This is a genomic window from Stenotrophomonas sp. YJH_SMC_73, from assembly GCF_059370155.1.
Map to the genome: position 1 here is coordinate 340,455 of NZ_JCAFTJ010000002.1, position 12,349 is coordinate 352,803.

Below are 12,349 nucleotides of genomic sequence, written 5' to 3' on the forward strand. Positions count from 1 at the left end.
GACAGGAAAGTGTTGGGACGGGCCATGCTCGGCTGCCGCAGCGCGGCCTGCATCAGACATCGCGCAGCCGGAATGCAGCAACGCCGGGCATGCCCGGCGTCGCGCGGTTATTCTTCGTCGCTCTCGCGACGCTTCTCGGCGGCCAGCGTATCGGGCAGGTCGCGCAGGATGTTGTCGATGTGCTCACCACGGTCGACCGAGTCATCGTAGTGGAAATGCAGCTCCGGCACGTGGCGCAGCTTCATCGCGCGGGCCAGGTCCATGCGCAGGCGGTAGCCCAGTTCCTTCAGGCCGGCCACGGCTTCAGCCGAACGTTCCGGCATCAGCGCGGTGACGAACACCTTGGCATGGGCCATGTCGCGGGTGATTTCCACGTCGGACACGCTCACCGAGGGCAACCCGTGCTCGCGCACGGCGTTGTGCACCAGGGTGCCGAGTTCACGGCGCAGCTGGGCGGAGACACGGTCGGTTCGATGGAAAGTCTTGGGCACGAGGAGCTCTTGGTTCAGTTGTCGCCCGACCAACGGTCGGGCACTACCTTTGATTCGATTGTCGCCCGACCAACGGTCGGGCGCTACAGGTACATGGTGGGGCCCGACCGTTGGCCGGGCCACCTTGCAGCATTACAGGGTGCGCGGCACTTCGATACGTTCGAAGCACTCGATCTGGTCACCCGGCTTGACGTCGTTGTAGGCCTTCACCGCGATACCGCATTCGGTACCGTTGCGGACTTCCTCGACGTTCTCCTTGAAGCGACGCAGCGATTCCAGCTCGCCCTCGAAGATCACCACGCTGTCGCGCAGGACGCGGATCGGCTTGTTGCGCTTGACCACACCCTCGATGACCATGCAGCCGGCGACGGCACCCAGCTTCGAGCTGCGGAAGACGTCGCGGACCTCGGCGATACCGATGATCTCTTCGCGGATCTCCACGCCCAGCAGACCGGAGGCCACCTGCTTCACCTGGTCGATCACGTCATAGATGATCGAGAAGTAACGCAGGTCGACACCATTGGATTCGATGATGCGACGGGCCGAAGCGTCCGCACGCACGTTGAAGCCGATGACGGTGGCCTTCGAAGCGGCGGCCGAGTTGGCGTCCGACTCGGTGATGCCACCCACGCCGGAGTGGATCACGTTGATGCGGATGTCTTCGTTGGACAGCGCGACCAGTGCCTGGCTCAGCGCCTGCACCGAACCCTGCACGTCGGCCTTGATCACCAGGTTGAGGACCTGCTGGCCCTCGCCCTTGCCCAGGGTCGCCATGATGTCTTCCATGCGGCTGCCAGCGGTGGCCACCAGGCGCGATTCACGGCGCTTGGTCTCGCGCTGCTGGGCAACGTCCTTGGCCAGGCGCTCGTCCTCGACGACCACGAAGTCGTCACCAGCTTCCGGCACGCCGGACAGGCCCAGGACCTGCACCGGGATGGACGGGCCGGCGAACTCCGGCTGCTTGCCGGTTTCGTCGAACAGCGCACGCACGCGGCCGTACTGGATGCCGCACACCAGGTAGTCGCCCTTCTTCAGGCGGCCCTGCTGCACCAGCACCGTCGCGACCGGGCCGCGGCCCTTGTCCAGCGACGATTCGATCACCACGCCCGAGGCGCGGCCTTCATCGACCGCCTTCAGTTCCAGCAGTTCGGCCTGGATCGAGATGGCGTCCAGCAGGTCGTCGATGCCCAGGCCGGTCTTGGCCGAGATCTCCACCATCTGGGTGTCACCACCGAAGTCTTCGGCCACGACCTGCTCGGACAGCAGTTCGTTCTTGACCCGCATCGGATCCGCGTCGGACTTGTCGATCTTGTTGATCGCCACGATCAGCGGCACACCCGCCGAACGGGCGTGCTGGATCGCTTCCTTGGTCTGCGGCATGACGCCGTCATCGGCGGCCACGACCAGCACCACGATGTCGGTCAGCTTGGCGCCGCGCGCACGCATCGAGGTGAAGGCGGCGTGGCCCGGGGTGTCCAGGAAGCTGATCACGCCCTTCGGCGTATCGACGTGGTAAGCGCCGATGTGCTGGGTGATGCCACCCGCTTCGCCGGTGGCGACCTTGGTGCGGCGGATGTAATCCAGCAGCGAGGTCTTGCCGTGGTCGACGTGGCCCATGATGGTGACCACCGGCGGACGCTGGGTGGCTTCGCCCTGGTTTTCACCGGTCGAGGCCAGCAGTGCGTCTTCGGCGTCGTTGTCGTTGGCGCGGATCGCCTTGTGGCCGAGTTCTTCGGTCACCAGCGCGGCGGTGTCGTGGTCGATGGACTGGGTGATGGTCGCCATCACGCCCATCTTGAACAGCGCCTTGACCACCTCGCCGCCCTTCAGCGCCAGCTTCTGCGCCAGGTCGGCCACGGTGATGGTGTCGCCGATCGCCACTTCACGCACCACCGGTGCAGTCGGACGCTCGAAGGCGTGCGGGCCGGCATTGTTGCCACCGCGCGACATGTCGCGACGGCCACCGGCCTGGTTGCGCCCGCCCGGACGACCCCGGGTGTTGCTGTTGTTGCTGTTGCCACGACGCGCACGGTCGGCGGCCGACAGGTGCATCTGGCCAGCGAAACGGTCACCCGGGCCACGCTCGTTGCGCGGCGCGCTGCGGTTGTTGCGGTCGTCGTTGCGCGGCGGCGGCGGTGCACCACGCGGCGCAGCCGGGGCTGCGGCCGGGGTGCGCGGCGGGCGCGGCGCGGTTTCGTCGATCGGAGCACGCTTGGGCTTGCTGGCAGCCAGCGTCTCGGCCGCCTTGGCGGCAGCCGCAGCTTCCTCGGCAGCCTTCTTCTCGGCCTCGGCGCGTTCCTTGGCGGCGGCCTCTTCCTCACGGGCACGGACGATGGCTTCGTCGCGCAGACGATCCTTCTCGGCCAGGGCCTGCTGTTCGGCAAGGTTGCGGGCGCGCGACTCTTCCAGCTTGCGCAGGATGTCGGCGCGCTCTTCGTCCGGGGTCATGGCGCGAGCACCATCCTTGACGTAGGTACGCTTCTGGCGCACCTCGACATTCACGGTCGTCTTGCTGCGACCGGAATTGACCGTCACTTCCTGCTGCTTCCGGCGGTTGAGCGTGATCTTCTTCGCAGACTGATCGGTCTCTTCCGGGGCCTGCTCGGGCTTGCCGTGCGAACGACGAAGGAAGCCCAGGAGCTTCACCTTCTCGGAGCTGGTCACGACCTGGTCGGGACCGCTGAACTTCATGCCGGCACCGGCCAGCTGTTCCAGCAGTTTTTCGACCGGCGTGTTGACCAGTTCGGCAAGCTTGCGGATGGTGGTTTGCTGCGACATTCGGATCCTATGATCTTGTGGGCGCCCCCCCGCATGTGGAGGTGGCGCGGATTCTACGCCCTGAGCGGCTCAGGGCCCTGTTCATTGCCGGCTCATTCGCCGCGTTCCAGTCGGGCGATCTCCTCGGCACGGGCGGCCAGGATCAGCGCAGCGGCGCGCGCCTGATCCAGTCCTTCGATGCCGAAGTCCATGACCTCGTCGGCGGCCAGGTCGGACAGATCCTCGCTGGTACGCACGCCGTGGCCGGCCAGCGCGTACGCGGTGGCTTCGTCCATGCCCTTCAGGGACAGCAGGTCCTGCGCCGGCTGGCCGTCTTCAAGGCCTTCCTCGACTGCCAGGGCCTCATTGAGCAGCGCATCGCGGGCACGAGCGCGCAGCTCTTCGACGATGTCCTCGTCGAAACCTTCCACGGCCAGCAGTTCGCCGACCGGGACATATGCGATTTCCTCGACGGTGCCGAAGCCTTCGCTGACCAGGATGCCGGCGATTTCCTCGTCCACTTCCAGCTTGTCCATGAACAGCTGGCGGGCCGCAGCCTGCTCGGCTTCCGACTTGGCGGTGACCTGGTCCTGGGTCATCACGTTGAGCTGCCAGCCGGTCAGGCGGCTGGCCAGGCGCACGTTCTGGCCGCCCTTGCCGATCGCCTGGGCCAGGCGGTCTTCGGCAACGGCCAGGTCCATCGAGTGCTTGTCTTCATCGACGATGATCGACTGCACTTCGGCCGGCGCCATCGCGTTGATGACGAAGTTGGCCGGGTTGTCGTTCCACAGCACGATGTCCACGCGCTCGCCATTGAGCTCGTTGGACACGGCCTGCACGCGCGAACCGCGCATGCCGATGCAGGCGCCGATCGGATCGGTGCGCTGGTCGTGGGCCAGCACGGCGATCTTGGCGCGGTCGCCCGGGTCACGTGCACAGGCCTTGATTTCCACCAGGCCCTGGCCGACTTCCGGCACTTCCAGCTTGAACAGCTCGATCATGAATTCCGGGGCGGCACGGCTGATGAACAGCTGCGGGCCACGCGGCTCCGAGCGCACTTCGGCCAGGTAGCCGCGCACGCGGTCACCGGCGCGCAGCACGTCGCGCGGGATGCCCTTGTCCTTCGGGATGAAGCCTTCGGCGTTGCCGCCGAGGTCGACATAGATGTTGCCGCGCTCGGCGCGCTTGACCACGCCGGTGATCAGCTCACCCACGCGATCCTTCCACGCATCCACGACCTGCTGGCGCTCGGCTTCGCGCACGCGCTGGACGATGACCTGCTTGGCGGCCTGGGCAGCGATGCGGCCGAAATCCGGGTTCTCGATCTGCTCTTCGATGTAGTCGCCGACCTCGACGCCTTCGGCTTCATCGACGGCATCCATCAGGCGAATCTGGCGGTCCGGCGATTCCATGACCACGTCATCGGCCACCACTTCCCAGCGGCGGAAGGTTTCGTAGCTGCCGTCCTTGTGGTCGATGACCACGCGGGTCAGCACTTCCTCGTCGGGATAGCGCTTCTTCGCTGCCGAGGCCAGGGCGGCCTCGATGGCATCGAAGATCACTTCACGCGGCACGCCCTTCTCGTTGGCGACTGCGTCGACTACCAGCAACAGTTCCTTGCTCATTGGCTCACTCCGCGCGCGGCTTCTTTGCCGCCGGCTCGTTGGAAGAAGAATTCGTGTTCGGCTTCGGACGCTTCGGTGCCGGACCGGTCGGCTTGCTCGGGGCCAGCCCCAGCGCCACCCAGTCGGGCATGATCCGTGCCTTGTCGATGTTGTCGGCCGACACGACCACTTCGGCCTTGTCGACGATGAAAGTGATGGTCCCCGCCGCCTCGTCGGTCGCCTCGATACGACCCTGCAGGCGACGACGGTTGTCCTGCGGCAGCTTCAGCGTGACCTTGGCCGATTCGCCGAGGTGACGGCCGAACTGCTCCAGGCTGAACAGCGGACGGTCGACGCCCGGCGAGGACACTTCCAGCGTGTAATTGCCGCTGATCGGGTCCTCGACGTCCAGCTGCGCCGACACTTCGCGGCTGACCCGCTCGCAGTCGTCGACATTGATGATGCGCTCGGGCTGTTCAGCCAGCGGCACGTCGATGTAAAGGCGCAGGGTCGCACCGCCGGGGGCCGGCAGATACTCAACGCCCAGCAGCTCCAGGCCCAGCGACACAACGGTCGGGGCGAGCAGATTCGCGATGTCGGTTGCCTTGTCGCTCACAGCCTGCCTTGATCTCTATGGTTGGGTGCCGGCCTTGGCCGGCGTGGAAACGTGACGCCCCGGAAACGACAAAGGGCCCGTTGGGCCCCTTTTCCGGAAAGACTCCGGTGACTGGATTCCGGTTGCAACCTGCATTGCCTGCCGGTTGCGGCCCTCCTTCCGGGTCCGGACTCCCGCTGGGAGGCCGCCTTCAGGGGTACTGCTAGGCCGCTGATGATAGCGACTGCACCGCGCTGGTGCAAGGTGCGGACCCGGGTCAGATCCCTTTTCCCGTGGATAAGGGATCTGACCCCGATCACGCAGAAACAACGCAGACCCCAAAGAAAAACGCCCTCGAAGCAGGACTTCGAAGGCGATCTCTTTACTTGGTAGCGGGGGCAGGATTTGAACCTGCGACCTTCGGGTTATGAGCCCGACGAGCTGCCAGACTGCTCCACCCCGCATCAGAAGCGGAATCATGAGGCATTGCTGCGACAAATGCAAGCTTCCCCTCATTCATCGAACCGGTTGGCGCCGATCCGACGTTGGTAGCGGGGGCAGGATTTGAACCTGCGACCTTCGGGTTATGAGCCCGACGAGCTGCCAGACTGCTCCACCCCGCACCGGAAGTGTTTGAACTGCTGCCCTGCTCTTTCGAGGAGGGCTACCGCAACGATGTTCTGGCTGAACCGCTGCAGTGACAACTCAGGCTGCGCATATTACACGAATCGCGCAGCTTTGTGTCAACTTTTATGCAAGATGCGCAAATGCCTGCTGGCACCAGACCATGATCGGGTTCCAGGCCAGGCCCAGCGCGAGCAGCGCCAGGGCATTCACGCCCAGCACCACGCCCAGCACGCGGTCGTTGCTGCGCGGCATGGCCTCGCCCACCGGCTCATCGAAGTACATGACCTTGATGACGCGCAGGTAGTAGAAGCAGCCGACCACGGCGCACAGCACGCCGAGGATGGCCAGCCACAGCAGGCCGCCGTTGACGGCCGCGCCCAGCACCGCCAGCTTGGTCCAGAAGCCCAGGAACGGCGGGATGCCGGCCAGCGACGCCATGATGCACAGCACCAGGCCGGCCATCCACGGGTTGCGGGCGTTCAGGCCCTTGAAGTCCTCGATGTTCTCGGCTTCAAAGCCGGCACGCGACAGCGCGATGATCGCGCCGAAGGCGGCGGTGGACATGATCGCGTAAGCCAGTGCGTAGAACAGCGCGGCGGCGTAGCCCTGCGAACCGCCACCGGCGATGCCCATCAGCAGGAAGCCGATGTGCGAGACGGTGGAGAACGCCAGCATGCGCTTGAGGTTGCTCTGCGCGATGGCCATCAGGTTGCCGATGACCAGCGATACCGCGGCCAGGCCGGCAATCAGCAGCTGCAGTTCGGTCGACAGCGGGCCCACGCCCATTTCCAGCAGGCGGTAGGCCATGCCGAACGCGGCCAGCTTCGGCGCCGAGCTGATGAACAGTGCGATCGGTGCCGGGGCACCCTGGTACACGTCCGGCAGCCACATGTGGAACGGCGCGGCACCCAGCTTGAAGGCGACGCCGGCGATCATGAACACCGCACCGGTGATCAGCAGCACGCGCTCTTCCGAGTGCGGGATGGCCTCGCGGATCACATCCAGGTGCAGGCTGCCGGTGGCGCCGTAGATCAGCGACATGCCGTAGAGCAGCAGGCCCGAGGCCAGCGAACCCAGCACGATGTACTTCATCGCCGCTTCCGAGGCCAGGCCGCTTTCGCGGTTGCTGGCGACCAGGGCGTAGGAGCACAGCGCCAGCAGTTCCAGGCCCAGGTAGACCATCAGCAGGCTGCCGGCCGAGACCAGGATCATCATGCCGGCGGTGCCGAACAGGATCAGCACCGGGATCTCGCCCTGGAACAGGTCGCGATCACGCAGGTAGCGCCAGCCGTAGACCAGGGTCAGGCCGCTGAGCAGCACGATCCCGGTCTTCATCACGTCCGCGGCGGTATCGCGCACGAACATGCCATGGAAGACCTCCCCCTGCCCGCCCACGCCGGTGGCCAGCATGAACAGCACCACGGCCAGCGCAGCGAGCGAGAACAGGTGGGTGACGATCTTGTTCCGGTTGCTGACGAACAGGTCGAGGATCATCAGGGCGAAGGCGCTGCCGATCAGCACCAGCTCGGGAGCGAGCGGTGGCAGGTCAGCGGCGGTCAATGGCAGCAGCGGCGAGGTGGTCATCATCAAATCCTGGAATTACAGCAGCTTGCTGGATGCGATCTGCATCGCCAGCTTCGCGATCGAGGGCTCCATCAGGTCGGTCAGCGGCTTGGGGTAGATGCCCAGGGCCAGCACGCCGATGGCGAACACGCCCAGCACCAGCCATTCGCGGCCGTTGATGTCCTTCAGTTCGGCAACATGGCTGTTGGCCACATCACCGAAGAAGATGCGCTTGTACAGCCACAGGGTGTAGGCGGCGCCGATGATCAGGGTGGTGGCCGCGCCCAGGGCGATCCACGGATTACGCTGGAAGGCCGAGAGGATGACCATGAACTCGCCAACGAAACCGCTGGTACCCGGCAGGCCCGCGTTGGCCATGAAGAACAGCATCGCGAAGGTGGCGAACCACGGCATCACGTTGACCACGCCGCCGTAATCGGCGATGCGGCGGCTGTGCATGCGGTCGTACAGCACGCCGACGCAGGAGAACATCGCGCCGGACACGAAGCCGTGCGAGATCATCTGCACCATGGCGCCCTGCAGGCCCAGGCGCGCGGCGTCGGCGTTGCCGGCTTCGCGCACCAGCCACAGGGCGATGAAGGTGCCCAGGGTGACAAAGCCCATGTGCGCGATCGACGAATAGGCGATCAGCTTCTTCATGTCGTCCTGCACCAGGGCGACCAGGCCGACGTAGATCACCGCGATCAGCGACAGCGCGATCACCAGCCAGGCCCATTCCTGCGACGCGTCCGGGACGATCGGCAGGTTGAAGCGCAGGAAGCCGTAGCCACCGATCTTCAGGGCGATCGCGGCCAGGATCACCGAACCGGCGGTCGGCGCTTCCACGTGGGCGTCCGGCAGCCAGGTGTGGACCGGGAACATCGGCACCTTGACCGCGAAGGCGATCAGGAAGGCGAAGAAGATCCAGGTCTGCTCCTTGGCCGACAGCGGCAGCGCGTACAGGTCGGCCAGCTGGAAGCTGCCGCCCTTCATGTACAGGTAGATCAGCGCCACCAGCATCAGCACCGAGCCGAGGAAGGTGTACAGGAAGAACTTCAGCGCGGCGTAGATGCGGCGCGGACCGCCCCAGACACCGATGATCAGGAACATCGGGATCAGCATCGCTTCGAAGAACACGTAGAACAGCATCGCGTCCGTCGCGGCGAAGATGCCGACGGTGACACCTTCCAGGATCAGGAAGGCCGCCACGTACTGGTTCACGCGCTTGTCGATGGCGCTCCAGGCGCCGATCAGGGCAAGCACGCTGACCAGGGTGGTCAGCAGGATCAGCGCCACGGCAATGCCGTCCACGCCCAGGTTGTAGCCGATCTTGTACGCCGGGATCCAGGCATGGGTCTCGACGAACTGCAGACCATCGACGCCTGCGTTGTAGCCGCTCAGCAGCGAGAGGCTCGCCACGAAGGTCAGCACCGCTACGCCCAGCGACGCCCAGCGGGCGGTCTGCGCATCACGGATCGCAAGGATCAGGGCACCACCGATGATCGGCAGCCAGATGAGGACACTGAGTAGAGGCCAGTTCGACACGTCTTCTTATTCCGTACAGGTCATCAACGCAGGTAATGCATCAGCACGCCCAGCAGGGCAATCAGGCCGATGATCATCGCGAAGGCGTAGTGATAGAGGAAACCGGATTGGGTACGACGCAGCACGCCGGCTGCGACGTCCACAACACGTGCCGAGAGATTGACCACGCCGTCGACGATGTTGCTGTCGATCCAGCGCGAGACCCTGCCCAGCTTGACGCTGCCACCGGCAAAGCCATCGATCCACAGCTTGTCGAAGCCGTACTTGTTTTCAAGCACCGACACCAGCGGAGCAAAGGTCTTGCGGGCCTTGCCCGACAGGTCCGGCTTCCACAGGTAGAACAGTGCGGCCAGCAGGAAGCCCGCAACGGTCAGCATGAACGCCGGAGCCATCATGCCATGCAGCGCGAAGGCGACCGGGCCATGGAACTCCTCACCCAGGAAGCCGATGGTGTTCTTGGCCGGATCGTAGAAGTCGACGATGCCGGTGAAGAACGTGTGCGCCTGGCCCTTGATGGCATCGTGCGCGTGGTTGCCGGCCCAGTCGGTGCCGTACAGCATCGGGCCGATGCTGAAGAAACCGATGGCGATCGACGGGATGGCCAGCAGGATCAGCGGCAGGGTCACCACCCACGGGGTTTCGTGCGGCTCGTGCGGACCGTGGCCATGGCCGTGGTCGTCGTGGCCATCACCATGGTGTGCATCGCCGTGGTGGGCGTCGGCGGCGTGGTGATCGTCATGGCCGTGGCCGTGATCGTCATGCGCGTCGCGGAAACGCTCCTTGCCGTGGAAGGTCAGGAACAGCAGGCGGAAGCTGTAGAAGCTGGTGACGATCACGCCACCCAGCACCGCCCAGTAGCCATAGGTGGCCACCCAGCTGTTGGACAGGTGCGCGTGCAGCTCGGCCGCCTCGATGATGGTGTCCTTCGAGTAGAAGCCGGAGAAGAACGGCGTGCCGACCAGCGCCAGGGTACCGATCCACATGGTGATGAAGGTGATCGGCATGTACTTGCGCAGGCCGCCCATCTTGCGCATGTCCTGCTCGTGGTGCATCGCGATGATGACCGAGCCGGCGCCCAGGAACAGCAGGGCCTTGAAGAAGGCGTGGGTCATCAGGTGGAACACGGCAGCCGAATAGGCCGACACGCCCAGTGCAACCGTCATGTAGCCCAGCTGCGACAGGGTCGAGTACGCGACCACGCGCTTGATGTCGTTCTGCACGATGCCGATCAGGCCAGTGAAGAACGCGGTGGTGGCGCCGATGAACAGCACGAAGTTCAGCGCGGTCTGCGACAGCTCGAACAGCGGCGACATGCGGGTGACCATGAAGATACCGGCGGTCACCATCGTCGCGGCGTGGATCAGTGCCGAGATCGGGGTCGGGCCTTCCATCGAGTCCGGCAGCCACACGTGCAGCGGGACCTGGGCCGACTTGCCCATGGCACCGATGAACAGGCAGATGCAGATGACGGTGGCGATCGACCAGATCACCGGCTCGTTCAGCAGCTGCATGCCCAGCAGCGTGCCGTCCCAGATCTGCAGCTGGGCGCGCGGGTCGGCCAGCATGCCGGCCTGCGAGAACACCTGCGAGTAGTCCAGGGTGCCGAACACCCACAGCACGCCGGCGATGCCCAGCAGGAAGCCGAAGTCACCGACGCGATTGACCAGGAACGCCTTCATGTTGGCGAAGATCGCGGTCGGGCGCTTGAACCAGAAGCCGATCAGCAGGTACGACACCAGGCCCACCGCTTCCCAGCCGAAGAACAGCTGCAGGAAGTTGTTGCTCATCACCAGGGTGAGCATCGAGAAGGTGAACAGCGAGATGTAGCTGAAGAACCGCTGGTAGCCCGGATCGTCCTGCATGTAGCCGATCGTGTAGATGTGGACCAGCAGCGACACGAAGGTCACCACCACCATCATCATCGCGGTCAGCTTGTCGACCATGAAGCCGACGTGGGCCGAGTACTGGCCGACTTCGAAGAACGTGTAGATGTTCTGGTTGAACGGCTGCGCCCCACCCCACAGCAGCTGGTAGAGCGTATACATCGACAGGCCGCAGGCCACCGCGACGCCGAGGATGGTGATGGTCTGCGCGCCAAAGCGCTTGACCTGGCGACCGAACAGGCCGGCGATGATGCTGCCGAACAGCGGTGCGAGCACCACTGCGATCAACAGACTCTTGGAGAGAGTGATTTCCATCTGTGGATCAGCCCTTCAACGAATCGACTTCGCCGACATTGATCGTGCGGCGTGTACGGAACAGGGTCACCAGGATCGCCAGGCCGATGGCGGCTTCCGCGGCGGCGACGGTCAGGATGAAGAACACGAACAGCTGGCCGGACGGATCGCCCAGCTGACGCGAGAAGCCGACGAAGTTGATGTTCACCGACAGCAGCATCAGCTCGATCGACATCAGCAGGACGATGACGTTCTTCCGGTTGAGGAAGATACCGGCCAGGCTGATGGCGAACAGCACCGCGCCCAGCGCGAGGATATGGCCAAGGGTGATCACGGCTGGGTCTCCTCGCCGGCGACCGGCTTGCTGTTGCTGTGCACGACCGGTGCTTCGGCACCCATCTTGACCATGCGCAGGCGCTGGCCGGCCTTGACCATGGTCTGCTGGCCCGGGTTCTGGCTCTTCACGCCGGTACGGCGACGCAGGGTCAGCATCACGGCGGCAACCACGGCCACGGTCAGGATGACAGCGGCGAACTCGAACGGCAGCAGGTACTCGGTGAACAGCGTGCGTGCCAGCCAGGTGATGTTGGAGCTGTCGGCGGCGACCGCAGCGGCGTTGTCGGCCGGGAACGGCGTGACCGAACGCGCCTTGACCCCGATCAGGATCAGCATCTGCGCCAGCATCGCGACCGCGACAATCAGGCCGACCGGCAGGTAGCGCACCCAGCCCTCACGCAGCTTGGTGGGGTCGATGTCCAGCATCATCACCACGAACAGGAACAGCACCATCACCGCACCGACGTAGACCAGCACCAGCGCCACACCGAGGAACTCGGCGCCCACCAGCAGCCACACGCAGGCGATGGAGAAGAAGGTCAGCACCAGGCAGAGCACGGCGTGAACCGGGTTGCGCACGCTGATCACCGCACCGGCCGAAACCGTTGCCGCGATGGCGAACACCCAGAAAGCGATATTTACCCAATCCATCTC

At 64.9% G+C, this 12,349-nt stretch carries 9 protein-coding genes and 2 tRNA genes; all 11 read right to left on the reverse strand.

The annotated features are described in order from the left end of the window. Nucleotides 1-107: 107 nt before the first annotated feature. Nucleotides 108-491: a 30S ribosome-binding factor RbfA gene (gene rbfA / locus AC5P8R_RS04850; RefSeq protein ID WP_005410447.1), complete on the reverse strand. Its 384-nt coding sequence runs from the start codon at nt 489-491 to the stop codon at nt 108-110. Between the two features lie 132 nt (nt 492-623). After that, nucleotides 624-3,269, reverse strand: coding sequence for a translation initiation factor IF-2 (gene infB, locus AC5P8R_RS04855; protein ID WP_014647858.1), 2,646 nt, complete (start codon nt 3,267-3,269; stop codon nt 624-626). A 92-nt stretch (nt 3,270-3,361) separates the two neighbouring features. Continuing rightward, nucleotides 3,362-4,873, reverse strand: coding sequence for a transcription termination factor NusA (gene nusA, locus AC5P8R_RS04860; RefSeq protein WP_014647859.1), 1,512 nt, complete (start codon nt 4,871-4,873; stop codon nt 3,362-3,364). Nucleotides 4,874-4,877: 4 nt separating this feature from the next. Then, nucleotides 4,878-5,468 carry a ribosome maturation factor RimP gene (rimP, locus tag AC5P8R_RS04865; RefSeq protein ID WP_014647860.1) on the reverse strand — a complete coding sequence of 197 codons (591 nt, stop codon included), beginning with the start codon at nt 5,466-5,468 and terminating at the stop codon, nt 4,878-4,880. Between the two features lie 366 nt (nt 5,469-5,834). Beyond that, a tRNA-Met gene (locus AC5P8R_RS04870) sits at nt 5,835-5,911 on the reverse strand. Between the two features lie 82 nt (nt 5,912-5,993). Then, nucleotides 5,994-6,070: transfer RNA gene (locus AC5P8R_RS04875), tRNA-Met, on the reverse strand. A 127-nt stretch (nt 6,071-6,197) separates the two neighbouring features. Then, nucleotides 6,198-7,658 (reverse strand): NADH-quinone oxidoreductase subunit NuoN, encoded by a 1,461-nt coding sequence (gene nuoN, locus AC5P8R_RS04880; RefSeq protein WP_032957446.1) that lies wholly within the window; start codon nt 7,656-7,658, stop codon nt 6,198-6,200. Between the two features lie 15 nt (nt 7,659-7,673). Further along, nucleotides 7,674-9,182, reverse strand: a complete 1,509-nt coding sequence (locus tag AC5P8R_RS04885) for an NADH-quinone oxidoreductase subunit M (RefSeq protein ID WP_014647862.1) — start codon at nt 9,180-9,182, stop codon at nt 7,674-7,676. A gap of 23 nt (nt 9,183-9,205) precedes the next feature. After that, the gene (nuoL, locus tag AC5P8R_RS04890; RefSeq protein WP_014647863.1) at nt 9,206-11,380 is read right to left on the reverse strand and encodes an NADH-quinone oxidoreductase subunit L; all 2,175 of its coding nucleotides are present in this window, start codon (nt 11,378-11,380) and stop codon (nt 9,206-9,208) included. A gap of 7 nt (nt 11,381-11,387) precedes the next feature. Further along, nucleotides 11,388-11,693 (reverse strand): NADH-quinone oxidoreductase subunit NuoK, encoded by a 306-nt coding sequence (nuoK, locus tag AC5P8R_RS04895; protein ID WP_005417921.1) that lies wholly within the window; start codon nt 11,691-11,693, stop codon nt 11,388-11,390. Beyond that, the gene (locus AC5P8R_RS04900; protein WP_014647864.1) at nt 11,690-12,346 is read right to left on the reverse strand and encodes an NADH-quinone oxidoreductase subunit J; all 657 of its coding nucleotides are present in this window, start codon (nt 12,344-12,346) and stop codon (nt 11,690-11,692) included. The genes nuoK and AC5P8R_RS04900 overlap by 4 nt, the downstream gene beginning before the upstream one ends. Between the last annotated feature and the right edge of the window lie 3 nt (nt 12,347-12,349).

What these genes read in the sequence shown, in the direction of transcription:
- infB (WP_014647858.1), bottom strand. Translation starts at nt 3,269, where the DNA reads ATGTCGCAGCAAACCACCATCCGCAAGCTTGCCGAACTGGTCAACACG.
- nusA (WP_014647859.1), bottom strand. Translation starts at nt 4,873, where the DNA reads ATGAGCAAGGAACTGTTGCTGGTAGTCGACGCAGTCGCCAACGAGAAG.
- nuoN (WP_032957446.1), bottom strand. Translation starts at nt 7,658, where the DNA reads ATGACCACCTCGCCGCTGCTGCCATTGACCGCCGCTGACCTGCCACCG.
- nuoL (WP_014647863.1), bottom strand. Translation starts at nt 11,380, where the DNA reads ATGGAAATCACTCTCTCCAAGAGTCTGTTGATCGCAGTGGTGCTCGCA.
- AC5P8R_RS04900 (WP_014647864.1), bottom strand. Translation starts at nt 12,346, where the DNA reads ATGGATTGGGTAAATATCGCTTTCTGGGTGTTCGCCATCGCGGCAACG.